The sequence below is a fragment of the Negativicutes bacterium genome (genome assembly GCA_021372785.1).
Classification (GTDB): Bacteria; Bacillota; JAAYKD01; order JAAYKD01; family JAAYKD01; genus JAJFTT01.
Map to the genome: position 1 here is coordinate 1 of JAJFTT010000038.1, position 24,506 is coordinate 24,506.

The following is a 24,506-nucleotide window of genomic DNA, read 5'->3' on the forward strand; positions in this document are numbered from 1 at the left end:
ATAGGCGCGTCCGGTCATAAAGATGGCGAAGGTGCTGATGAAGGGTGTTTTGCCGCTGGCGGCAAATCCGGCGGCGATGCCGGTCATATTGGCTTCGGCAATGCCGCAGCTGAAAAAACGTTGGGGATACGCTCTGGCAAAACCGGCGGTCAGGGTGGAGGTGGCCACATCAGCATCCAGCACCACAATATTGGGGTTTTCGGCGCCAAGCGCAATTAAGGTTTCCTGATATGCCTCACGGGCTGCTTTTACTGTTGTCATCTTAATCTCCTTCACTCCGCCAATTCCGCCAGCGCCAGCGCCAGTTGTTCCGCATTGGGCGCGGTGCCGTGCCAGGACGCTTTGTTTTCCATAAAGGAAATTCCTTTGCCCTTGACCGTATGGGCTAAAATCAGGGTTGGTTTTTCGGTTTCGCGGCGGGCGGCGGCAAAACCTTGGCGGATATCGTCAAAGTTATGCCCGTCAATTTCCACCACATTCCAGCCAAAAGCCTGCCATTTTTCTTTTAAGGGGGAAACGCCCATCACATCGGCAACTTTGCCGGTAATCTGCAGGTCGTTGTTGTCTAAGATTGCGGTCAGGTTAGCTAACTGGTAATGAGCGGCCGCCATGGCGGCTTCCCAGATCTGGCCTTCCTGCTGTTCGCCGTCGCCCATCACCGCATAAATCCGGCTGCTGCGCTGGTCCATCCGAGCCGCCAAAGCCATGCCCACTGCTATGGAGAGGCCCTGACCCAGCGAACCGCTGGTAAAATCCACCCCGGGCGTTTTGTTCATATCGGGATGTCCCTGCAGCCGGCTGTTGATCTGCCGAAAGGTCATCAGCTCCGCTTTGGGGAAATAACCCCTGGCCGAGAGGATGGCGTAATAAACCGGCGTGGCGTGTCCTTTGCTGAGCACAAAGCGGTCGCGGTTGGGATCACGGGGATTTGTAGGATCAATATTCATCTCTTCAAAATAAAGGACGCTCAGCAGTTCCACCAAAGATAAGGAACCGCCGGGATGACCGGATTTGGCCGTGGCGACCATTTTTACAATGTCGCGCCGGGTTTCTTTGGCCAGGGCCAAGAGATCGGTTTGCATTTGTTTCACGCTCCTGCTTTCTTTTATCAATTTGCGCTGATTGCTTGTTTCGGAAGCTTTTTCGCAGGCGGGCAAGCGAATTCCTTTTGCTATTTTCAATCCTGTTGAAAGCGGCTATTTCTGCTTCGCCGCTCTTTTTTGCTTTTTTACTTCCCGCATGAATTTGGGGATGGCCAGCAAACGTCCCATGCGTTTGGGGTCGCGCAAGGCCCGGTAAAGCCATTCCAGATGGATGGACTGAATCCAGTGCGGCGCGCGTTTGTCCACGCCGGCCATGACATTAAAACTGCCGCCCACGCCGATGCAGACGGGCACGTTTAATTCTTTCAGGTGTTTCTGAATCCACAATTCCGCCGGCCGCGGCTTGCCCAGCGCGCAGAAGAGCATATCCACTTTTGCTTTGGCAATGGTTTCAATCATCACGGCTTCTTCCGCTTCATCAAAATAGCCGTCATGGGTGCCGCTCACCACCAGGCCGGGGTAGCGCGTTACCGCCTGGATCACCGCTTTTTCTGCCACACCGGGCGCCGCACCTAAAAAATAGGTGCGGTATTTTTTTGCGGCTGCCACTCGCAGCATTTCCTGCATTAAGTCATAACCGGCCACCCGTTCCGGCAAGGGGCTGCCCAGTTCGCGCGCGGCCCAAAGAATACCGCTGCCGTCGGGCACCAGCAGATCCGCTTTTTTTAAGGCCCGGCCGAATTCTTTTTCCTGCAGGCCGTTCCAGGCTATTTCCGGGTTGATGGTAACAATATGCGACGGCGTGCGTTTTGCAATACGCTTTTCCACCCAGGCTACCGCCTCCGGCATAGTCAGGCTGCCGACCTGAAAACCAACAATATTCACCGTTTTATTCATGGCGATCCTCCTCGATGGCGGCAAAAGCCAACTGCGCGCTGAGCATGGCCTGTTCGCGCAGCCGGTTGAGGGTCTGCTGCTCCGCTTCGCCCAAAGTGCTGCCGCTGTCCAATTGTTCTGTCACCAGCGCATACAATTCTTCGCTCCGCAACTCCAGAAGATTGCCGGCGGTGGTTTGCCGCACGCGCCGGGCAAAATGCTCTACTTTGGGATCATAACGGACGGCAATGGCTTTGGTCTGCGCCACCGCCGCAAAAATTAAGGCATGCAGCCGCACGCCAATCAGCAAATCGCAGGCGTCAATCAGGGAGATGACTTCTTCCACATGATGACCGCCGGGCAAGACGGCGGCCTGCTGTTGGTTTTGCAGGCGCGCCAGGATGGTTTCCGATATTTTCTCATCATCCTTTTCCTGCATGGGGATAAAGACAATGCGCGCCTTTCTTTCCACGATCAGCCGGTCCAGGGTGAGCGCCAGCTGTTCCACCCATTTTTCGTTGTCGCCCCAGGGGCGGACGGAGACGCCAATCAGCGGGCCGCTGCCCGGTTGCAGCTGTAATTGCCGCAGCAGCTGTTCGCCTAATTTCGCTTCCGGCCGGGGAAACAGGAGCACCGGGTCGGCCGAAAGCCGAATGCGTTCGGCTTTTAAACCAAGCCGCTGCAGTTCTTCTACCGATTCGGCGTCGCGCACCGTAATCACCCTGGCGCGTTGTAAAATAAACGCGGTCAGCCGCCGGTTCCACTTGCCGTTCAGGGGTCCGATGCCCTGCGCATAGATCATGAAAGGACAGCGGCGCAGGATTGCCAGCAGCAGAATGAACAGATAATAGCGCAGGCTGCGCGAGCTGGTCACGTCCTGCAGGAGGCTGCCGCCGCCGCTGATCAGCAAATCACTGCTGCCCAAGGCGTTCCAGATGGCGGCAAAATCGGTGCGCGAGAGGGAATGCACGCCATGGCTCTGCCGGGTGACGCCTGGGTTTGCCGATAAGACGGTCAGTTCCGCCGCGCTGTTCTGCTGCAGCAGGGCTTTCTGCACGGAAGTGAGAATGGCTTCGTCGCCCAGATTGCTGAATCCGTAATAACCGGAAATTAAAATCCGCGCCGCTCGCGCAGCCCCGGGCCGTTCTGCTGCATTAGAGTTCCGTTTGCTTGTTGTCATCACTTGGTTCCTCCCAATATCGTTTCCGGAGCCAAAGCGCCAATCTCATCACAAAATAAGCACAGAGTCCCAGGCAAACACCCAGTAAGATGCCCCAGAGGCCACGCTCAATGGCAATCATCATTCCGGAACGCACATGCGCAAAGGAATTCACCACGGAGACCCAGCCAACGCTTGCTATGGCCAGCAGCGGCCCCACCAAAAAAGCAAAGCCGGCGGCCAAAATGCCGGGAATCAGCAGAGAAGCCGGGTAGCCAATCAGGAATTCCTTGATTCTGGGTCTTGCTACCAGGACCTTCTCGAGGAATGCGCGCAGCTGCAGTTCCAGAGGGCTGATGCTGCTGACGGCGGCGTTACCGGAACGCAGCAGATAATAATAGGCGGCAAAAGCGGCGACTCCGGTAATCGTCAGCCACATCACACTAATCGGGCTGCCGAATAAGCTCTTGATATCGCTGCGTATCTGCAGCCAGCCGCGTTTGCCGGCCGGTTTGTGGAAACTGTAACCGTAACGCAGGAAAAACCAAAGCCCTAAAATCAGCAGCGGCAGGATGAAGCCGGCTTTCACGCCGCGGAAATACTGCAATTCCAGCATAAAATTGTTGTCACTCATCAGAATGCCCAGCAAAATGCCGCCGTTGATGGCAATCAGGAAGCTGCCGAGGGCTGCTTTGACGCTGTAGAACAAGACGCCGCCGGTTTTTAAATTCTTCGGCATCGCTTCCAGATAGCGCATGGCAAACATACCCGCCAGGACCGGATAAAGCACCTGCGCCGCAAAGGCGAGCAGCTGACGCAGCATCACCCAGCTGCCGGCAACCGTGCCGCCGGAACGGGCCAGATAACCAATCGCCAGCGCCGCCGCAGCGGCGCATACCGTTAAGATCAGCCAGTACTTTGTTTTGCCTTCCACACCCCACTGCATGAAAAATAAGACGGCGGAAAGCGCCAGGGCCAAAGGTAAGAGAACCATGCGTCCGGCTAAATGGAACGAGCCGATCGAACGCGCCGCCCCCATGGTATAACCGGAGTTTTCAAGACTGGCGACTGCTGTTTTGACCATAGCCTGATTCTTGCTGAGGATTTCAGCGGTAAGCACGGAACCGTTGCTAAAGAGCCGCAGGTACATGATCCGCATGTTGCGGTCCACCGCAGCACGCTGCCAGCGTTCCGCGATGCCGTCATAGGTCAGCCAATTCTTTTTATCCAATTCCGCCCGCTGAATGGAATAAACGCGAACCGCCTGAAAATCCGTTGCCTGCAGCAGCGCGCTGTCGCCGGTCAAACGCAGACTGTCCAATTGGGTTGCATTTTCCACCAGACCGTAATTCCAGCCGTATTGGTTGAGTATCTCCACAAAAGCATTGAAGGCGCCGTCCTGCGGGATTTTTTCATAGGCCGCGCCGCTAAAATCGGTGGTGCCGGGCAGCACTTTACCGGTGGCAATGATATTCGAAACCTTGCCGCAGGCAATCAGCGGCTGATAGAGCGCGCGCAGCTGCTCTGCCGTGATGCCGGGCGTTTCCGCGGGGCGCGGTTCAATCAGAAAGCCCAACGCCAGATATTCCTGCAGTTCGGTTTGGTCATACCATAAACCGGCTGTTTTATAAACCTCCCAGTAAGCGGAAGGGATTTCCAGAATCCCCAGCTTTTCGTTCTGAAAGCTGCGCCAGCCAAAGTGCCGGATCGGCCCGGACAACGATGAGGTGATCTGAGCAAACATCGCCAGGTTATCCGTAATCACATAGCGGCTCATTGTTTTTAAATTGTTCTGCAACAGCAGGGCAAAAGTGCTCTGCCCGTCGGTACGCAGCGCATCCGCTGCCTCGGCATAATCCAGGACGGTCAGATCGCCGCGCTTTTCCAATTCTTCAAAGGTTTTCTGATAAAGCGTAGCGGAGGTCGCGCCGGCGGCCCGAAAACCGGCCAGCGTGTCCAGGTAATATTGCCGGCCGCCATACCCTGCGGCAGCAAGATAGATCTCTTCGGTATCCAGAGAGATTTCAACCGATTTGGCGGCCCCTTCTGTCTGAATTCGCTCATAGGCGGTGAACCAAACAGGCAGCATCGAGAGTATAATCAATAAAATCAAGATTTTTTGCAGGCGTTTAAAGTTCAGCATGCTGATCCGTTCCTTTCCTGGCGGTATTGCTCTTCGCATCCGGTCCGGTTTCCGATTGGCTTTTATTTTCTTTTGGTTTTGATTTGGCCAAAATCCAGGTCAAGGCAAGCAAAGCGAGCAAGCCCAGCAGGCTGCCCAAAAACAAGCCCCAGCCGGTGCGCTGCAGAGATAATAAAAAGGGCGTATGCAAATGCATATAGGTATTGAAGACCGAAACCTGTCCGGCGGCGGCCAGCAGCAACGCCAGAAAACTCCAGACCGGCTGCCCGCTAAGCAGCGGCAGGATCAGCAGCGCCGGATAACCGGTGAGGAATTCTTTGAAGCGGGGGCGCACCCCAAAGAAACGGTCCAGAGCCTGCCGCAGCCACAATTCAAAGCCGCTGACGGCTCCAGTTTCGTTGCCGCTGCGCAGTATGTAAAAACCAATGCCGGCCAGCGCCAAAATACCGCCGGCCAGAGTTTTCCAGGTCAGGCGTTCTTTTAAACGGTTCAGCTGCTGACCGTGTTCCGTCTGCTGCCACAGCCAATAGGCGGCGGTCAGGACCAGCGGCAGCAGGTACGCCAGCTTGACGCCCCGGAAACTGCGGGCTGCCAGCAAATAGGCGTTCTCCGATAAAAGGGCATTGCCCAGGACGGCGCCGCTGAAGGTCAGGGCAGTCACAGCCAGCATACCAACAAGCGCTGTTTTCAGTTGGACCGCTCTGCCGGGCGGCGGTCCATTGTGCCACTGCCGTAAGAATTTCTGATAGAGGGTCAACCCCAAAGTGGGAAAGACAATGGCCGCCAGCAGCGCCATGCCTTCCAATAAAAGATAACCGGAGATCCAAAGCCTGCTGTAACAGAGAGACAGCAATAAGAGAGCACTTAAAGCAAAGGCATACAATAAAGGTTCCGGCACGCGGGGAAACCAGGCGGCAAATAAAAGCGCCGCGGCAGCCAGAATTCCCGCCGCCATAGAGAGGAAAGGCTGAAATCCCACACCCACCGCAGGCAGAGAGGCGGCTTTGCCCGGGGTGTAATCATTTGCCAGGAGATCGGTTCTGGTTTGCGTAATCCATTGCCGCAGCGAAGCCAGCTCGTTGCCGGCCGTCATATCCATGTGTTTATAGGGTTTCAGAAACAAGAGCCTGACACTGCGGTCGGTGACCGCCAGCAGCAATTCTTCTCTGGTATCGTAAGGATAACCGGGATGGATGCGGATGGCCTGATAACGATTGGCGGCTAAATAGTAATCCAGCCCTTCCTGTTTGCCTAAAAATTCCACAATCCCCAGCGGGTGACCCGCCATGGCTAAAATCCGCGCGGCAGCCGTCATCGTATCCTCGTTGCCCCAGCCATATACCTCATAGCCGCTGAAAAATAGTTTACTGCTGTTCGGCAGCAGCAGCGCGCTATAGAGAACCGACTGCACATCGGTATAGCCCTTGCTCAGCAGAGTATTGGATAATTGCGGCATCAGCATCAGATCGTTGGATTTGGCATAAGCCAGCAAATCCGCGTTGGGTGCCAGGGCATCTTCATCCAGCAGAACCAGCGTCGTCATCCCCCAGCTTTGCGCTTCTGCCACCAGCTGCAGCGTTTCCATCTGACAGCTTGCGGCAATTTTCTGCAGATCGCCGTATTCCAGGGCAAGTTCAACCGACCGGTTTGCTTCTTCGAAGGGAACCCGGACAGCCAATTGCCTGCCGGCCAGCACAAGAGATGCCGCCAGCACGATCCAGAGGGGAATATATCGCAATCGTTTCATCATCGTTTCTCCATCTCCGGCAGTTCTACGCCAAACTTGATCCTCTTGATTGCCTGCCCCGGCATAACGATTATGGTTTCCACCTTTGCGGCGGAAAACCCTTTTTCCTGCGCTGCCTTTCTCTGCACCGGCAGGGCCGCTTGCGCGCGTCCGCTGGCGCTGGTCAAACCGCCGAAAAAGTGGTATACTGGCAGTAAGATATCAAAGAATCAGACAGCTGCTTGGCACTGCCTTAATAAAAAATGAGGTGTTCTTATGGCAAAAACATTGGTTCTGGCCGAAAAACCTTCGGTCGGACGCGAATTGGCGCGGGTCTTGGGCAGCAATCAAAAAATGAACGGTTATCAGGAAGGCCCGCGCTATCTGGTGACCTGGGCTTTGGGACATCTGGTGACCCTGGCAACCCCGGAAGAATACGATAAAAAATATGAAAAATGGGAGCTGGAGGCGCTGCCGATTATTCCGGCGGCGATCAAGCTGGTTGTAATTCCGGAAAGCGCCCGTCAGTTCAATGTCGTCAAACAGCTGATGCAGCGGCCGGATGTGAGCGATCTGGTGATTGCCACCGATGCCGGGCGGGAAGGAGAGTTGGTTGCCCGCTGGATCATGGAAAAGGTCAATTGGCGCAAACCGGTGCAGCGCTTATGGATCTCTTCCCAAACGGATCTGGCCATCAAAGAAGGTTTCCAAAAATTAAAGCCCGGCCGGGACTACGAAAATCTCTATCGCTCGGCCCAGGCGCGTTCGATTGCCGACTGGCTGGTTGGGTTTAATGTTTCCCGCGCCCTCACCTGCCGCTATAATGCCCAGCTTTCGGCCGGGCGGGTGCAGACACCCACTTTGGCCATGATTATGGGCAGAGAAGAAGAAATCCGCCGCTTTCAGCCGCAGCCCTTTTATACCATCACCGCCCGCTGCAGCGGCTTTAGCGCCAGCCGGCGCGATCAGAGCAACAATACAAGACTCAGCGATCTTGCCCTGGCGGAAACCATCGCCAATAAATGCCGGCAGTCTAAACAGGCTCAGGTCAGGCAGGTTAAAAAAGAGCAGAAGCGGGAAGCGCCGCCTTTGCTGTTCGATTTGACCGAACTGCAGCGGGAAGCCAACCGCCGCTTCAGTTATACCGCCAGGCAAACCCTGCAATTGATGCAGCGCCTATACGAAGAGCATAAACTGCTTACCTATCCGCGCACCGATTCGCGTTATTTAAGCAGCGATATCCTGCCTACTCTCAATTCACGCCTGCGTTCTCTGGCCGCTTCGGCCGCCTACGGCAAACTGGCGGCGCCGTTTGTCAATAAAAAGATAACCGCCAAGCCGCGCCTGATCAATGATGCCAAGGTGACCGATCATCATGCCATTATTCCCACCGAACAGCCGGTCAATTGGCTGAATCTGACCGCCGATGAAAAACGCATCTATGATCTGGTCGTCCGCCGCTTTCTGGCGGTACTCAGCGAAGATTTTCTCTACGAACAAACCGAAGTCAGGCTTGATTTGGCCGCTGAGGTGTTTACCGCCCGCGGCAGGGTGGTGACTTCGGCAGGCTGGAAAAGTATCTATGACCAGACCTTGTTCAGCAGCAATGAGGAACTGGACGACGAAGAAGAGGACGCAGAAGACAGCAAGGAAAAGCAGCAGACGCTGCCGCCGCTGCAGGAAGGTCAGTTCCTGCCGGTGACGGAGGTGCAACTGCTGCGCGGCAGTACGCAGCCGCCCAGGCGCTATACCGAAGCCACCTTGCTTTCGGCCATGGAGCACCCGGCCAAGTTTATGACCGACAACAAACTGCAGAGCATTATCGAAGAAGTCAACGGCATCGGCACTCCTGCCACCCGGGCGGAAATCATCGAACGTCTCTTCACCGCCAATTACTGCGAACGGCGCGGCAAAGAAATTTTTCCGCTCAGCAAAGGCGAACAGCTGCTGAAACTGGCTCCTTCCGATCTGAAATCCCCCACTCTGACGGCGCAGTGGGAACAAAAACTGACGCTGATCAGCAAGGGTACGCTGCCGGACAAGACCTTTATCGACGAGATGCAAACCTATACCAAAAAGCTGGTCAACGATGTCAAGCAGTTTGCAGGTGATTATCATCACGACAATCTGACGCACACGCGCTGCCCCAACTGCGGCAAATTCCTCCTGGAAATCAACGGCAAGAAAGGCAAAATGCTGGTCTGTCAGGATCGGGAGTGCGGTTATCGCGAAAACCTTTCTTTCCTGAGCAATGCCCGCTGCCCCAATTGCCATAAGAAGCTGGAAGTCTTCGGCGACGGCGAGAAAAAAATCTATTCCTGCAAGTGCGGCTTCCGGGAAAAATACGACCGTTTCAACCAGATGCTGTCTGAAAACAAACAGCAGGCTTCCAAAGCGGAGATTCAGCGTTTTGAGCAGGAACAGTCACGCCGCAATGCCGCCGGCGATCAGTCGGCGTTTGCCCTGGCCTGGCAAAAAGCGCACGAGAAAGAACAAATCAACTAAACAAAAAACCCCGCCCGGTATGATGCCGCCGGCAGTTCCCTCTTAAAAAGAGGCGACTGCGTCGGAAGGCTTTCACCGGACGGGTTTTGCTGTTGATTGCGTCTCTTGTCTGCCCTGCCGCCCGGGGGAAGCGATACGGCGCTCAAACTAAGACAGAACCGTGAATTTGGGCGGACCGTCCGTCACCAGCAAGCGCTGCCAGCGCGGGCGGCAGGCTTTTATCATAACGGGGACAAATTCCGTAAAGCTTTGCAGCAAAGGGTGCAGGGCCGCATAATGCGAAAAAGGGTATTGCGCATACACTTGGCTGCAGGCTGCTGAAATTTGGCAAATTTGTGCCGCGAAGGGTGTATCCTGCAGCGGCTGCAGCATTTTTTCTCGTTCGCTGCAGGAATCCAGGGCCAGAGAGCCGCAGAGATAAATGCAGGCCAAGAAGGTCGCTTCCAAATGTTCTTTACGCTGCCTGGCCCGATCGGCAGAAAACGAGGTCATGGCGCGGGTCAACAAGCGCTGTTCGGCCAGCAGACCGGTGGTTTTAGCCTGCAGTAAGGGCAGCGGTTCCGATTCCGCCGCCAGGCGGGTGGCATAATATTCATCCCAGGCACGGTAAAAAAAAGCCGTGTAATCGGCAGTCACAGCATCAAGCTCCCCTGAGATGCTGCCCCGGATGGCCTTGAGACGATTGTTGTTGTCTACATGCGCCAATTCATGCTGCACCGTATTCTGCAGCAGCCGGTCTGCTTGCCGATCCTGCCGGCTGTTTTGCCAGAGTGCTTCAGAGATGAGAATATAAGAGTCGCCGTTTTTGCGGCGAATGAACTCACCGCCGTATTGACTTAAAAAGAGTTTGGGGGTAAATAGAATACCGCTCAAACCGCTCAAATCCAGCTCCCGGCAGAGGGCAAAGGGTTCCAGCCATTGACGAAGCAGTTGGCTGCGTTCCGGGTCTTCCCGGTAGGCAGTCTCGTTTACGGCAACAAAGCAAGAAAAAGGATCGCTCATTCTATTCCGTCTCCGTTGTTTTTTCGTTTTCTTCCTTTTGTTCGGACGCGGTAAACAGATTTTTCTCATAGAGATGCTTCGCATCCAGGCGGGCCTGCACAATTTCCCGCAGTAAAGCATAAAGCACCGATACCAGAGGGATGAACAGGAGCATCCCCCAGATACCCCACAAGGTGCCGCCCACGCTGACAGCCAGCAGCACCCAGATGGCCGGCAGACCGATGGAATTTCCCATCACCCGCGGATATATCAAATTACCTTCTACCTGCTGCAGAATCAGGAAAAGAACGAGAAACCAAAATGCCTTGAGGGGGTCGAGTATTAAAATCAGGACAGCACCGATCACACAGCCAATAAAAGCACCAAAGACCGGAATAATTGCCGTACAGCCAATGGTCACACTGATGACCAAGGCATAGGGGAAACGGAAAATGGTCATACTGATCAGAAACATCATGCCCAGGATGAAAGCTTCCAGGCATTGTCCGGAGAGAAAACTGGTAAAAATCTTAGCGGACAATTTAGAAATCCGCAAGATATTCTCAGCATTGGAACGGGGAAAAAAGGCATACAGCATTTTGGTCACTTGCCGGCCCAGTTCTTCTTTTTGCAGCAGCAGATAAATGGCAAAGACAATGGACAGCGTAAAGGTCAGCATGCCGCTGAAAATAGAAGTGACGACCGAAATGGTGGAATTGAAAATTCCGCCCAAAGAGGTTTCGGCAAATTTCGAAACGGTATTATAGATGCTGTTCCAGTCAAATTGCAGATCCTGCACCCATTTCACCGCATCCTGGAACTGCAAGGAGGCCAGCAAGTCTTCCAGCCAAATTTTGAATTGATCAAAATAGTCCGGCAGGTTATTTTGCAGGATCATCAGAGTATTCGTCAGCTCCGGAACAACCGCCACCATGACAACGGCAATGAAGGCAGCCAGGAAAGTCACGGTCAGCAGCAAGCTGAGCGCGCGATGGTATTTCTTCGGCAGAGGCAGCCTGCGCTTGCTGAAAATCTCCCGTTCCACTGTCTGCATCGGAACATTGACAATAAAAGCGATGATACAGCCTAAAATAAAAGGAGCCAGCACCCGGATGAAGAGGAGGAGAAAACGCCAAATCGCCTGCAGATTCTGTAACCCCCAGAGCAGCAGGATACCGGCTGCAATGATCTTAAACCAATACATGAAATCATGCTGATTGTTTTCCATAGCGGTTTCACTCCGATCCTGTCGCGTTCTTTCTAGAGCGCTTGCGCACGACAATTTTTCTTTATCCTTTTTAATTCGTGCCGGCAACCGCCGTTTCCTGCAAAAGCAAATCGTTCCCTGTTTTTCTGCCCTGCTTCTTGCTCCGGTATGTTCCAGAAAAAAAGCGTTCTTCTGTCTAATTCCTGCGCATTGACCGGCGACTGCTTGCGGGTAAAGCAAAACAGACCTCGGTCTTGCTACCGGGGTCTGTTTTAATCATTTCAGTTAAACGGTTGCTTTCCAAAGCCCATGCAGATTGCAATAAGCATAGACAGCAAGCGGTTTATCGTTGGGGGTGAGTGCGAAAACAACTTCGGGAACATCTCCGGCCTTCAAAGTTTTGCGTTGACCGCCCTGTTCGCTCAGAAGATAGACCCATTCAATATGATGCTCTTCTGTCATAGGATGCGGCACAGAACCAACGGCAACTTTCACATTATGGCCGTCTACGGTAGCAACAGGGATGTGTTTTTCTTTGCTCGCTTCCACGGTGTTGGGCAATAATTCTGTCATTTTTTGGTTGCAGCAAACCATACGCACACCGGAGTCGTGAATCAAACCTGCTATGTTACCACAGACATCACAACGGAAAAATCTACATTCTTTCATTCTGCCATCTCCTCCTTGTTTGTTTTTCTTCGCCCGGCAGTCACCGAACCATTGCTATTTTGCAGGACACCTTGTTACCCGGTCACTGTCTGCTGAATTTGATTATAACAGTATTCATTCGCATTTTCAAGAGGCAAATGAAATATTCCTGTCTTGGGCAAGCCCGGTTACCTTTTTTCAAACCTCCGCTTGACGAAAGAACCTGGGTGAAGTATGATAAAATTATTGTTTTGGCCATTGGTGCGGCAGAGCAGATGCGTTGCTCACCTCCTGCCCGGAATGACCAGCGAACAACAAGAACAACAATTTGGAGGAGGATTTACGATGCCAAAACTAGCGGTCGGCGACAAGATGCCCAATTTTACGTTTAATACCGCCTATCATTCCGGTCTTACCATTGCGGAGATTCTCCCAAAGCAGCAAAGAACCGTTTTTTGGGTGCTGCGCTATATCGGCTGCACCACCTGCCGTTATGATCTGCATCAGCTGGCCGGCAATTATCAGAAGTTCCTCGATCTGGACAGTCAGATCTATGTTGTGATGCAGAGCGAACCCGCCAATGTACGCGAATATCTGGCCGAGCACGCGCTGCCTTTTGAAATCATCTGCGACAGCAAACAGGAGATTTACCAAACGCTGATGATTCCCGCAACAGCCACACGGGAAGAACGTCAGCCCACCGAAGCCGCCGATCTCGCCAAATTAGCGGATAAAATGGCGAAGCTGAAAGCCGGCGGTTTTGTGCACGGCAAATACGAAGGCAACGAACAGCAGCTGCCCGCTTTGTTTGTGGTAGAACAAAACGGCACTGTTTCCTATGCCCATTACGCCAAAAACAGCATCGATATGCCTGAAGTGGAAGCAATACTGGAGCTGCTCCGTTCGATGAAATAGGCAAATTTTAGAGAATCCGTTATCGCCAATGCTTGCTTTTGTCTTCTGATGCGAGTGAGTGATTATTTTTATTCGTTTCCTTGCCGATTACTACAGGTCGAAGCCCTTGACAAAAAAGAAATCTGCTTTATAATAGGCATAATTATTGATTGGCATTGATGAGAAGAGTAAGCCTCGCACGCTTTTACAGAGAGCCCCGTCTGGTGCAAAGGGGTAGAGTGCAACAGACTGAAGATGGTCTCGGAGCCGCACGGGCGAAGTAATTTAGGTCGTGCCGGGTTCTCCCGTTACAGAGATAGACTATCGCTGGTTTTAAAACGGAGCTTTCCCTTAAATTCCGGCCGCAGTTGAAGAGGCTTTTTGTTGTGAAGCAAAAAGCAAAGCAAGGTGGTATCACGAAAGCATACGCTCTCGTCCTTGGAGTATTCTCCAAGAGACGAGGGCTTTTTTTATCGACATTTTGAAAGCGGTGAATTGATGTGATCCAGATCGACCAACTGACCAAGACCTATAGCCGGCCGCAACAAACAGATCTGACTGCTTTGCGGCAGATTTCTTTCAGCATCGGCGATGGTGAGATTTTTGGCATCATCGGCATGAGCGGCGCCGGCAAATCCACCTTACTGCGTTGTCTCACTTTACTGGAAACGCCCGATGACGGCCGCATTTATTTCGACGGTGTAGACACCGCGCAGCTGCAGGGCCAGCAGTTACTGAAGGTGCGCCGCAAAATGGGAGTCGTCTTTCAGGGTTATCATCTGCTGATGCAGAAGACGGTACGGCAGAATATCAGCTTTCCTTTGATCTTAGCGCACAGTGCGACGGATCGAATGCGCAGCCGCACAGAAGAGCTGTTGGAATTGGTCGATCTGCAAGACAAAGCCGACGCCTACCCCGCCCAACTATCCGGCGGGCAAAAGCAGAGAGTCGCTTTGGCAAGAGCGTTGGCCAATGACCCCAGGGTCCTCTTCTGCGATGAACCCACTTCGGCGCTGGATGCCTTAAACAGCCGGGCAGCGTTGCGTCTGCTGCAGGAAATCAACCAACGCCTGGGTGTCACCATCGTCATCGTGACCCACGATCTCTCGATCATTCGCGCTGTCTGCCACAAGATCGCCATTCTGGATGACGGCGCTTTGGCGGAATGGGGCGATGCCGGGACAATCCTGCAGCACCCTGCCAGCCGGATCGGAAAATTACTGCTCAATGCCACACCCTAGCCTTGTTGTTTTGGCGCGGCATTCAAAAAATGAATCAGCAAAGGAGCCGCAGCGATGCTTACTGTTCTTACAGCTTACCGGGACGTCTTCTGGCAGGGAACCTGGGAAACCATCTATATGACCGCTCTGTCTACCGTCTTTGCTTATTTGATCGGGCTGCCGCTGGGGATCTTGCTCTTTATCAGCCGGAGCGAGGGCATTGCTCCCAGCAAGCCGTTCTATTTTTTACTCGGCTGGATCGTCAATATCGGACGTTCCATTCCGTTCACTGTTTTGCTGGTTGCTGTTGTGCCGCTGACCCGTTTGATCGCCGGTAAAATCATCGGTCCGACCGCCGCTGTCGTGCCGTTGGTGGTGGCGGCCGCCCCTTTTGTGGCGCGCTTAACCGAAAGCGCTTTGGCGGAGGTGGATCCCGGTGTGCTGCAGGCTGCCATTTGTATGGGAGCGGATAAAAAACAAATCATCTTCCGGGTGCTTTTAGCCGAAGCCGTACCCGCGCTGGTCCGCAATTTTTCTCTGACTTGTATCACGCTGCTGGGTTATTCCGCCATGGCAGGGGCTGTCGGCGGCGGCGGTTTGGGTGATATTGCCGTGCGCTACGGACTGCACCGACATGAAGCAGGCGTAATGCCCGTTACTCTGCTGCTGCTGATCGTCATGGTCTGCAGTATCCAGATCGGTTTTGCCCGTTTTGCCGATCATCTCGATAAAAAATAAGCGTCAGCGTCTGTTGCGCTCAAATCAGGATGCCCGCCGTTTCAATTTACAATCAACGCAGTTAATAACATGAAAAGGAACTGTTTGCACTCTTTTCATCTCTATTTGTGCCTCAAGCGCTGCGAAAAGAATGGATTTTAACATGAAAGAAGGATTTCAACCATGAAAAAACAAACCGTAAAAGTCATTCTGCTTGCTCTCAGTCTCTGCCTGCTGCTGGCCGCCCTCTCTGCTTGTTCCAAGAAAGCAGACACGCCCGCGGCGGCAGAAAAAACTCCGGTTGTGATCAAAGTCGGCGCCACCCCTGTGCCGCATGCGGAGATTTTAGAACAGATCAAACCCTTGCTGGCAGAAAAAAACATCGACCTGCAAATTGTAGAGTTCACCGACTACGTCCTGCCCAATCTGGCTTTGCAGGATGGGGAACTCGATGCCAATTTCTTTCAGCATGTGCCTTATCTCGATTATTTCAACGAAAGCAACAAAACCAATTTAGTCGCCATTCAGGCAGTCCATTTTGAACCGCTCGGCATTTATCCCGGTCGGACGGCCAGTCTTGACGCCTTAAAAGAGGGCGCAACCATCGCCATACCCAATGACGCCAGCAACGAAGCCCGTGCGCTGTTGCTGCTGCAGAGTTTGGGTCTGATCACACTGAAGAGCGATGCGGGTCTGACCGCCACCCCCAATGAGATTGTCGGCAATCCGCTTAAGCTGAAATTTACCGAATTGGAAGCTGTTTACCTGACCACCGCCTTGCCGGATGTTGACTTAGCGGTGATCAATGGCAATTATGCGGTGGAGGCGAAGATCACCGAAACGCTGCTTGCCTGCGAAGACAAAGACTCGCAAGCTGCCGCAACCTATGCCAATGTGCTGGTTGTCAAGGCCGGCAATGAAAAGAAACCGGAATTGCTGGCTTTCGCAGCAGCGCTGACCAGCGATACCGTCAAGAGTTTTATTGAAAAGACATACCACAACACCGTGATTGCCGTTTTTGAATAGCAGAAAGGGCTGTAGCAAAACCGTCCAAAAAATGATACTGGAGCAGCAAAAAGCTGCAGCAATTTTTCGTTTTGCTACAGCCCCTTTGGATTTGTTACTTGTTAGTTGCCTGTTGCCAGGTATTCTTCCAGACAGAGTCCCTCTGCTGCGATTACTGCGGCGGCTTCTGTTCCCACATAACGATAATGCCAGGGTTCATAGCCGATTTTGGTGATATCCTGCTTATCTTCGGGATAACGCAGAATGAAACCATACGTACTGGCATGCGCAGCCAGCCAGGCAAACGCGGGATCCGTTTCAAAATCAGCGGTCAGACCGTTGCCGGCCTGCAGCCAATCGTTGGAGACGATATCGGCCGAGAGGCCCAATTGATGTTCGCTGGTCCCCGGTACGGCCACCCAGCGCCCGGCTTCCGCCACCGCCGCCTCGTAAGCGTAGCCCTGATTGAGATAGGTCTGAATTTCTTGCTGGTAGAGATACTGCTGCAGACTCGCGTCGCGGTAAGCAGAGCAGAGGCGTAAAAAAATGCCATCCTGCAGGGCGGCTGCAATCATATTCTGCATGGGCTCGACAACGCGCGCATCCATTTCGTAGTAACCGTCGACACTCTGCAGCAGCGCCGGTACATAATTGAGCGATAACCTGTTGGCAGAATTGACCAGAAAAAGCTGCCAGTTGTTCTCATCCGGCATTCTCTCCGTGGGTTCGATCGTGCCCGGATCTTCGGTGGGGTCGGGATCAGCAGCAGGGTCCTCCGGTTTCGCAGGGCCTACCGGCTGTCCGGGGTCTGCCGGTTTCGCGGGGTCTGCCGGTGGTTCACCCGACTCCGGATTGTTCGGTTCTGCCGCTCCCGGCGGCGAAGCCGGAGGGTTGGGCAGCAAAAAATCGAAGACGAAATAACCGATACAGCCAAGCAACGCAAGACCGAAGAGTATGACCAGCAGCCGTTTTATTTTGAGAGACATTTCGATTCCCTTCTTTTTTTAAACTGATTCTATTTTAACACAATCGTCTGCTTTTGTCAGCAAAGGCGGCGTTATTCTCCGGCGGATTCATAGAAAATTAAAATATGAGCAGGAGTTCCGTGCGCTGTACTGGAAATTATGCAAAAACAGTCTCTCTCTTTTTGCTTTTTTTTTGGAAAGAAGGTTTCTTGATGCTGCTGGCCGTTTGCTGGCTTATTTCGCTGCTGAGCATTGCCCTGCAATTCGCTCTGGTCAATTATGCCAAAGCCAATCCGCAGTGGACGGAGTCTGTTTATAGCCGCGGCATTTATCCAAAAATCGCTGCCGGTCTGCAAGGCTTGCATCGCTTTTTCCCTTTCTCTCTGGCAGAATTGCTGTTGCTGCTGTTCGCCGGGCTGGCATTCGCTTTCCTGGTTCAGAAAATTCCCGCCGTCCTCCGCCAACAACGCGCCGGTACGGCGCTCTGGAGCCTGCTGCGGCGCCCGCTTTGCCTGACCGTCACGGGGGCCTGCCTGCTCGCGCTGCTTTTTCAATTGAGCTGGGGTCTCAATTATTATCGGCTGCCGCTGGCGGATCAGCTCGGTCTGAGCGTGGAAGCAACGGCGCCTTCCCAGCTGCGCAATCTGACGCTGGAGCTGATCCGATCGGCCAATGCCTTGCGCAGCCAACTCTTTCAGTCCGCCAATGGCGCCATGGCCTTATCCGGCTCGCTTTCTTATTATTTTATCACCGCTCCCAGCTGGTATCAGACCGGTTATTTCGATGGCCGCTTGCCGCTTTTGAAGATCACGTCAGCAGTCAAACCGGTTGTGCTGTCCGGATTGATGTCTTTCAGCCAAATTACCGGTTTCTATTTTCCTTTTACCGGTGAAGCCAATGTCAATCTCAATGTGCCGGATGAGCAGATTCCCGCCACCATGGCTCATGAGCTGGCTCACCGTCACGGTTATGCCAGAGAGGATGAGGCCAATTTCATCGCTTATCTGGTGACCACCCAGCCTTTTTTAAGCCCGGAAGTACGTTACAGCGGCACCATGCTGGCTTTGTCGTACTGTCTGAATGCCTGTTATCAGGCGGACCCAGCCCATTATGCAACACTCTATGCAGAACTCAACGATCCGGTTGCGGCGGATTTTGCCTTCAGCCGCAGCTTTTGGCAGCAGTATGAGGGACCGGTGGAACAGGTCTCCACCGGCATCAACAATGGTTATCTGCAGAGCAACGGTCAGAGCGACGGGGTAGCGAGCTATGGCCGCATGGTCGATCTGCTGCTCGCCCTGGCCCGCTCGAAATAATCCCGGGCTTTCAGGAGAAGCCTGCTTGACAGGGACCAGCAGAAACCTTAGAATCAAGGAAGCAGCAACAGAGAAAGGGGTAATATTCTTGTACGATTTGTTAATCAAAAACGGCACCGTTGTGGATGGGACCGGCAAGAAGCGTTATCGCGCCGACGTGGCGGTACAAGATGGCCGGATCGCCCGCATTGCGCCGAAAATCAGCGAATCCGCCCGGCGCAGTCTGGACGCAGAAGGTTTGATTGTCTCTCCCGGCTTTATTGATTATCACAGTCACAGCGACAATGCCGTCTTGTTGGCACCCGACAGCTATAATTATCTGGAGCAGGGTGTCACCACCCAGATCACCGGCCAATGCGGCAGCGGTCCGGCTCCTGTGTTTGAAGACACCGCTTATCACGGCCAATATGGCCTTTCCGAAGAAGTTTGGCAAAAACTCTTGGCGGCGCGCCGGGATTTCCAAAGCTTTATGGCCTATGTCTCAACTCTGAGTTTGGGCACCAATTATGCTTTCTATATTCCGCATGGCAATGTGCGCGGCAAGGTCATGTATTACAGCCCGGCCAAGCCCACTGAAACGCAGATGCAGGCCATGCGGGCTCTGGTCCGCCAGGCCATGGAGTGCGGCTATCTGGGTATGACCAGCGGTCTGGTTTATGCCCCCTCTGTTTATGCCGATGTTGATGAGCTGGCGGAATTGTGCAAAGTGGTGGCGGAATACCATGGCAGTTATGCTTCCCACATTCGCGGCGAGGGGGATAAGCTGGTTTCCTCCGTGGCGGAAGCGCTGGAGGTCGGCCGCAAAGCCAACGTACCGGTAATTGTTTCCCATCTGAAGGTGCTGGGTCTGCATAACAAAGGCAAATCGTCGGTCATTTTAAAAATGATTGCCGACGCCAATGCCGAAGGCAGAATCGTACGTGCTGATCAGTATCCCTTCCTGGCCGGTTCCGCTCCGTTCATCGCGCAAATCCCGCCGAAATTCCTGACCGAAGGCAAAGAAGCCTTGCTGGAACGCCTGAAAGACTCTGATTTCCGCCAAGTTGTGGAACGCTCGATTTTCCATGAGACAGATGAATTCCAAAGTTCAATCTATGAAGCCGGTTATGACGGTTGCCTCCTGGTTTCTGCCGATGCCACCCCGCAGTATGTAGGCAGGAATATCGGAGAAATCGCCCGGACGGAAGGCAAGCAGCCGATTGATGTTGCCTGTGACATTTTGATTGCCAACGCCGGCGATGTCCAGGGTATTTATTTCTCCCAGAATAACGACGACATGCTGAATATTATTGCCCAGCCTTTTGTGATGGGCGGTTCCGACTGGAGCGACTATATCACCCATCGCGATCCGGAACAGATCTCCGGCGGACATCCGCGCGGCACCGGCACGATGACACACCGTTTGGAATTGCTGCGTGATCATGGTCTGCTGACCCTGGAAGACGCGGTGCACAGTATTACCGGCTTGCCGGCAGAAACGTCCGGACTCTGCGGTATCGGTGTTTTACAGGAAGGTATGCGGGCTGATATCACGGTCTTTGATTATGCCGCTGTGCGCTGCAATGCCGACTTTACGCATCCCTTCCGCAAAAACGATGGTATTTGTTATGTTGTTGTTGGCGGCGCGCTGGCCGTGGAAAACGGCAGCGCAACCGGCGTCAAGAATGGCGTGATCCTGAAAAAACGTGTGACAGAATCATAAAACACCGGAGAGACAGCATAAAAAAAACGTGTCCGTTCCGCCGCATGGCTGAACAGACACGTTTTTTGAATTTATTTATTCCTCAAGCAAGGCAAGCCGGGCTGCCGCTTTGGCATGGATCAGGGCGGTATCGTACGTCTTCAGCGGGCTGTTGTCGTCATGAATCAGCAGACCGATTTCCGTGCAGCCCAGGATCACCGCTTCGGCGCCGCGGGATTTTAAATCCTGCAGAATTGCCTGAAAGGTATGCAAGCTGTCTTGCCGAATGATGCCGTGACCCAGTTCTTCATGAATCGTATTCTGGATAAAATCTCTCTGCTGTTCCTGCGGCACGATCAGCTCGAGACCGCGTTTCTGCAGGATGTCCCGATAGAAAGGCATTTCCATGGTGAATTTCGTACCGGTCAGGGCAACCGTGCGGATGCCATCCGCCAACAGTTGATCGGCAGTGACTTCGGCGATATGCAGGAAGGGCAAGCCGGTAGCCCGAATCACGTCATCCGCCACCAGATGCATGGTGTTGGCGGCTATCAGAATGAAATCGGCGCCGCCGGCTTTCAGTTTAAGTCCGGCCTCGGCCAGGATTCGGCCTGCTTCCGGCCAGTTGCCGCTGCGCTGAATCGCTTCAATCTCAGCGAAATCGACGCTGTAGAGCAGGATTTTGGCACTGTGCTCGCCGCCCAGTTGTTCCTGAATATAAGCATTGATTTCACGATAATAGGTGATACTGCTCTGCCAGGTCATACCGGCCAGAATACCGATGGTTTTCATTTTACTTCGCGCTCCTTTGTTTTATTCCCGCGGCTTCTTTTCTGCGGCCGATCCCGCTGCCAAAGTACAGCCCGCCGCGATTTTGCTAAATATGAAACAATTCCACTAATTTATCGGTGGCTTTTAAGCCGGAACCGGTCAGTTCCAGAACGGGAATCTCTTGGGCCGTAATCACACCCAAGCGTCGCAGTTGAGCCAGACCCGCCGCCACCACGCCGCTGGTTGGTTCCACGTAAAAACCGGCTGCCGCCAGCCCTTTGACTCCCTGCAGGATCTCCTCTTCTTCTACGGCGATGATGCGGCCGCCGCTGGCGCGCACCGCACGCAGCACCGCATCTCCCTTGATCGGCAAAGCGGAAGCAATTCCCTCTGCCATGGTCTTGCCTTTGACAATGGCTGCCGGCCGTTCCAAGCCTTGGGCAAAGGCTTTGGCCAAAGGATCGCAGGCGGTGGTCTGGACCGCGTAGATTTTCGGCAAATGCCTGATTTCTCTGGCGGCAAGCAAATCGGTAAAGCCCTGCGCCAAACCCAAGACAAGAGAACCGTTGCCCACCGGCACGATCACAGAGGAAGGAGCTCTCCAGCCCAGTTGTTCCCAAATTTCGTAAGCCAGCGTTTTCACGCCGTGCACAAACCAGGGGCTCCAGTTGTGGCTGGCGTAAAAAGTTTGCTCTGCCGCCGCTTCCGCCGCCCTGGTGGTATCTTCTCGGCTGCCTTCCACCCTGGTCAGCTTGGCGCCGTAAAGCGCGATTTGCGCCGCTTTTCCGGCCGAAGTATAAGCGGGAATAAAAATGTTGGCCGCGATGCCCGCCAGCGCGCTGTAAGCCGCCACGGAGGCGCCGGCATTCCCGGAAGAATCCTCAATCAGCTCATGAATATCCCAGCGGCAAAGCTGAGACAGCATCACCGTCGTGCCGCGGTCTTTATAAGAACCGGTCGGCATCATATAATCCGCTTTCAAATACGCTTTGCCCCAAGGACCTTGCGCCGGCAGCAAAGGCGTGAACCCTTCTCCCAGCGTAACAGCCCGCTCGGCATCTTCGATGGGTAAGGCATCGGCATAACGCCATAAACTAGCAGGTCCACGGCCAATTGCTTCTTTATCAAAATGAGCGTTATATTCCAATGCTAAATAACCGCCGCAACGGCAGCGCCAGCGTGGTTCATTGCTTTCATATTGTTCACCACAAACAGAACAGGTCAAAACAGCAGACATGAAATTCACTCCTTCATTCACTCACAATCCTGAGCCTATTTCGTGCCGAAACAGGAGTACTCCTGCCGGAAAACCTAATGTAACAAAGGATTCATTTCTCACTTGGCGAATTAGCAGACAAAGATCAGAAAGAGAAAGAAGGGCTCAGCCTATTGGGGGCAAAGGGTATGTCACCGAAGCCGCACAGGCTGTCCTGCGCTATGCCTTAACGCAGCAGGAGATGGAGCTTGTATCCGTCATGCACTTTCATTTTAACCTTGCCTCCAAACGGGTGATTGAAAAATGCGGCTTCCATTACGAAGGCACCTTGCGCCAGGCAATTCGCTTGTTTGACGGATGTATTGCAGATGATGTCTGTTACTCTCTGCTGCGTCAAGAATGGCAATTGCTGCAGACAGACCAGGAAATCTTCTCTTGCTGCAACACTCTTATAAACCAAAGCGCAGCATCTGCTGACGGTACTGCTCCACTCGCTCGGTATCCACTGCTCCGAGATGGGCAACCCACATTGCCAAAAGCATCCGTCGCTGACGCAATACACGCACGCCGCGTAAAAACCAACAGTACGGCAAGAGCAACGGAAACCTGCCCAAAAAGCCATACTGAGCCTGCATATTTTCCCGGTTCAAAAATACTCTTTGAGCAAAGGCAGCCCAGCGAGTACGCGAATTGAGCGGCTGCTGACGGAAAAGCTGCAGTGCGGCATTTTCTCCGCTGCCATAGGTACCGCAGGAAAAAATAAAGCTGCCCAATTCTTCAATGACCGGCGGACTCGATCTTTGGCAAAACCACAGCTCCGCCAAACACTCCAGATTCTGCGCAAACGTGAGAATTTCTGCCCGCTGCAGCTCCGCTTTGATGGAATGCCAGTCCAAACTGTTTTTATACTTTTCCCGAAAGAGCCAGAGATCCAAAACGGAGCGGATGCCGCTGCCGCCATGCAAAAAATGATTGGTCAGATGCGTCAGGAGAAAAAGATAAAAACCTTCGTTGCTCAAAGACTTTTGGAATTGATTTTGACTTTCCGGACTGACATATTGCCAACCCGGCGAGAAAAAGCGGCTGAGCGGTGAAGCGGCATCAAACAACTGGGGATGGAATTCCAGATGCAGAAAAGGCTGCTTGTAAAAGGTATAATGATTCCCTCTGCCCGCTACGATGGTTTCGTAACCTCTATTTTTCAGGATGGAACGCACCTTCTCCATGTTTTCAGTATGGCATAACAAATCAATGTCCGCCATGCTGCGCATATCCGGCAGCGGATAAAGATCGCGCAGAACCCAACCTTTCAAAGGAACGAAAGGAATCTCTTCTGCTTGCAGTGCCTGGAATATCTCCTGCATTTCAAAGCTGCGAATTGTCTGCCGCCGCACCTCCCGAAGATGTGCTTCACAAAACAAGTGATAAATCACTGTCTCATTCCGCTGCAAACCATAAAAGAGCAGGCTTTCCAAACTATGTGCCTTTGCCAACTGATACAGCAGTTGCCAATCTTCCCTATCCTCCGCAAGCATCACCTTTTCCTGTTTCAGCGCGCAGCGCAGCAACTGCAGAAATAATTGCTCTAAAGATTCCGACTCCACTTCCTCTATCCCCTCGCTCTCACTCAACTGCCTGCTTCTCTTCTTATTTTTTTGTTCTTCCCCTCCAAACCCTCCCTCTATCCCTGCACCAACTCCACCAATCTCAATGATCTAAATAGAAATTTTTACTAATCACCATCGACCTCCCCGCTCAGAACGCCGGCGGTGTCCTGCAGGCGGTATTGAGCGCCAGCTAGCCGCCATAAGGATGCCGCCGGCGTTCGTAAACCACCTCTCCTACACTCATTCACCCCTGTCTCCCCGTCCCTTCCCGCGTACAAAACAAAAGAAAGCACCCATACCTGTCGCTCAGAACGCCGGCGGTGTCCTGCAGGCGGCATTTAGCGCCAGCTAGCCGCCATAAGGATGCCGCCGGTGTTCGTATAATGAAGTTAATCCTCGTCTCCCCGTCCCTTCCCGCGTACAAAACAAAAGAAAGCACCCATACCTGTCGCTTAGAACGCCGGCGGTGTCCTGGAGGCGGCATTTAGCGCCAGCTAGCCGCCATAAGGATGCCGCCGGCGTTCGTTTGCAAGCCTGAAATTCATATCCTCGTCTCCGCGTCCCTTCCCGCGTACAAAACAAAAGAATACACCCATAGCCTCCCCCGCTCAGAACGCCGGCGGTGTCCTGCAGGCGGCCTATGCGCTCGCGCATGAGACGCCGGAAGGATACCACCGGTGTTCGTTTACAAGCCTGGAATTCATATATCCCCGTCTCCCCGTTTTCTCTCGCGTACATGCAAAAAGAAAGCACCCATGCTTAGACATGAGCGCTTTCTTTCGTTTGTTTTGCCCGGCAGTTACCTACTCTCCCGGAAGGTTGCCCT

Annotated in this window: 21 protein-coding genes, 1 pseudogene and 1 other annotated feature; of the genes and pseudogenes, 8 read left to right on the forward strand and 14 right to left on the reverse strand. The window is 53.4% G+C overall.

The window, feature by feature from the left end; genetic code table 11:
- The 6 genes from LLG09_05505 to LLG09_05530 form a co-directional block, all read right to left on the reverse strand.
- Positions 1-261, reverse strand: a 261-nt coding sequence (locus tag LLG09_05505) for a transketolase family protein (GenBank protein ID MCE5196568.1), incomplete at its 3' end; no start/stop codon positions are given.
- Positions 262-272: 11 nt separating this feature from the next.
- Positions 273-1,112 (reverse strand): transketolase, encoded by an 840-nt coding sequence (locus LLG09_05510; protein MCE5196569.1) that lies wholly within the window; start codon positions 1,110-1,112, stop codon positions 273-275.
- An 84-nt stretch (positions 1,113-1,196) separates the two neighbouring features.
- Positions 1,197-1,940, reverse strand: a complete 744-nt coding sequence (locus LLG09_05515) for a WecB/TagA/CpsF family glycosyltransferase (GenBank protein ID MCE5196570.1) — start codon at positions 1,938-1,940, stop codon at positions 1,197-1,199.
- Positions 1,933-3,099, reverse strand: coding sequence for a polysaccharide pyruvyl transferase CsaB (csaB, locus tag LLG09_05520; protein ID MCE5196571.1), 1,167 nt, complete (start codon positions 3,097-3,099; stop codon positions 1,933-1,935). Before csaB ends, LLG09_05515 begins: the two co-directional genes overlap by 8 nt.
- On the reverse strand, positions 3,074-5,221 hold the full coding sequence (locus tag LLG09_05525) for a DUF5693 family protein (protein MCE5196572.1): 2,148 nt from the start codon (positions 5,219-5,221) through the stop codon (positions 3,074-3,076). Before LLG09_05525 ends, csaB begins: the two co-directional genes overlap by 26 nt.
- A complete protein-coding gene (locus tag LLG09_05530; protein ID MCE5196573.1) occupies positions 5,208-6,968 on the reverse strand; it encodes a DUF5693 family protein in 1,761 nt (586 codons plus the stop codon). Before LLG09_05530 ends, LLG09_05525 begins: the two co-directional genes overlap by 14 nt.
- Before the next feature lie 255 nt (positions 6,969-7,223).
- Here LLG09_05530 and LLG09_05535 point away from each other — a divergent pair, with 255 nt between their 5' ends.
- Positions 7,224-9,452 carry a DNA topoisomerase III gene (locus LLG09_05535; GenBank protein ID MCE5196574.1) on the forward strand — a complete coding sequence of 743 codons (2,229 nt, stop codon included), beginning with the start codon at positions 7,224-7,226 and terminating at the stop codon, positions 9,450-9,452.
- A gap of 147 nt (positions 9,453-9,599) precedes the next feature.
- Here the strand turns inward: LLG09_05535 and LLG09_05540 are convergent, their stop codons facing one another.
- The 3 genes from LLG09_05540 to LLG09_05550 form a co-directional block, all read right to left on the reverse strand.
- A complete protein-coding gene (locus tag LLG09_05540; GenBank protein MCE5196575.1) occupies positions 9,600-10,454 on the reverse strand; it encodes a hypothetical protein in 855 nt (284 codons plus the stop codon).
- 1 nt (position 10,455) lies between these two features.
- Positions 10,456-11,661: an AI-2E family transporter gene (locus LLG09_05545; GenBank protein MCE5196576.1), complete on the reverse strand. Its 1,206-nt coding sequence runs from the start codon at positions 11,659-11,661 to the stop codon at positions 10,456-10,458.
- A gap of 264 nt (positions 11,662-11,925) precedes the next feature.
- On the reverse strand, positions 11,926-12,309 hold the full coding sequence (locus LLG09_05550) for a desulfoferrodoxin (protein ID MCE5196577.1): 384 nt from the start codon (positions 12,307-12,309) through the stop codon (positions 11,926-11,928).
- 324 nt (positions 12,310-12,633) lie between these two features.
- Between LLG09_05550 and LLG09_05555 the strand changes: the two genes are divergently transcribed.
- The 4 genes from LLG09_05555 (at position 12,634) to LLG09_05570 (ending at position 16,145) form a co-directional block, all read left to right on the forward strand.
- Positions 12,634-13,203: a redoxin domain-containing protein gene (locus LLG09_05555; protein MCE5196578.1), complete on the forward strand. Its 570-nt coding sequence runs from the start codon at positions 12,634-12,636 to the stop codon at positions 13,201-13,203.
- A gap of 146 nt (positions 13,204-13,349) precedes the next feature.
- Positions 13,350-13,625, forward strand: a binding site (T-box leader).
- 57 nt (positions 13,626-13,682) lie between these two features.
- Positions 13,683-14,423 (forward strand): ATP-binding cassette domain-containing protein, encoded by a 741-nt coding sequence (locus LLG09_05560; protein MCE5196579.1) that lies wholly within the window; start codon positions 13,683-13,685, stop codon positions 14,421-14,423.
- Positions 14,424-14,477: 54 nt separating this feature from the next.
- Complete coding sequence (locus LLG09_05565; protein MCE5196580.1) at positions 14,478-15,140, forward strand: ABC transporter permease; 663 nt, start codon at positions 14,478-14,480, stop codon at positions 15,138-15,140.
- 162 nt (positions 15,141-15,302) lie between these two features.
- A complete protein-coding gene (locus LLG09_05570; GenBank protein ID MCE5196581.1) occupies positions 15,303-16,145 on the forward strand; it encodes a MetQ/NlpA family ABC transporter substrate-binding protein in 843 nt (280 codons plus the stop codon).
- Positions 16,146-16,246: 101 nt separating this feature from the next.
- Here the strand turns inward: LLG09_05570 and LLG09_05575 are convergent, their stop codons facing one another.
- Positions 16,247-16,732, reverse strand: coding sequence for a M15 family metallopeptidase (locus LLG09_05575; protein MCE5196582.1), 486 nt, complete (start codon positions 16,730-16,732; stop codon positions 16,247-16,249).
- A 569-nt stretch (positions 16,733-17,301) separates the two neighbouring features.
- On the opposite strand from LLG09_05575, the gene LLG09_05580 reads away from it, so the two are divergent.
- Both LLG09_05580 and LLG09_05585 read left to right on the forward strand, forming a co-directional pair.
- Positions 17,302-18,405 (forward strand): DUF3810 domain-containing protein, encoded by a 1,104-nt coding sequence (locus LLG09_05580; GenBank protein MCE5196583.1) that lies wholly within the window; start codon positions 17,302-17,304, stop codon positions 18,403-18,405.
- An 88-nt stretch (positions 18,406-18,493) separates the two neighbouring features.
- On the forward strand, positions 18,494-20,107 hold the full coding sequence (locus LLG09_05585) for a D-aminoacylase (GenBank protein MCE5196584.1): 1,614 nt from the start codon (positions 18,494-18,496) through the stop codon (positions 20,105-20,107).
- Between the two features lie 75 nt (positions 20,108-20,182).
- Here LLG09_05585 and LLG09_05590 read toward each other — a convergent pair whose 3' ends face one another.
- Together LLG09_05590 and LLG09_05595 are read right to left on the reverse strand one after the other, a co-directional pair.
- Positions 20,183-20,878, reverse strand: a complete 696-nt coding sequence (locus LLG09_05590; GenBank protein MCE5196585.1) for an aspartate/glutamate racemase family protein — start codon at positions 20,876-20,878, stop codon at positions 20,183-20,185.
- An 85-nt stretch (positions 20,879-20,963) separates the two neighbouring features.
- Positions 20,964-22,094, reverse strand: coding sequence for a threonine synthase (locus tag LLG09_05595; GenBank protein MCE5196586.1), 1,131 nt, complete (start codon positions 22,092-22,094; stop codon positions 20,964-20,966).
- On the opposite strand from LLG09_05595, the pseudogene LLG09_05600 reads away from it, so the two are divergent.
- Positions 22,093-22,389, forward strand: a pseudogene (locus LLG09_05600) (GNAT family N-acetyltransferase). The gene LLG09_05595 and the pseudogene LLG09_05600 overlap by 2 nt on opposite strands.
- Here the strand turns inward: LLG09_05600 and LLG09_05605 are convergent.
- A complete protein-coding gene (locus LLG09_05605; protein MCE5196587.1) occupies positions 22,300-22,533 on the reverse strand; it encodes a hypothetical protein in 234 nt (77 codons plus the stop codon). The pseudogene LLG09_05600 and the gene LLG09_05605 sit on opposite strands and share 90 nt — an antisense overlap.
- Entirely contained in the window at positions 22,523-23,704 is a 1,182-nt protein-coding gene (locus LLG09_05610) for a nucleotidyltransferase family protein (GenBank protein MCE5196588.1), read from the reverse strand. Before LLG09_05610 ends, LLG09_05605 begins: the two co-directional genes overlap by 11 nt.
- Between the last annotated feature and the right edge of the window lie 802 nt (positions 23,705-24,506).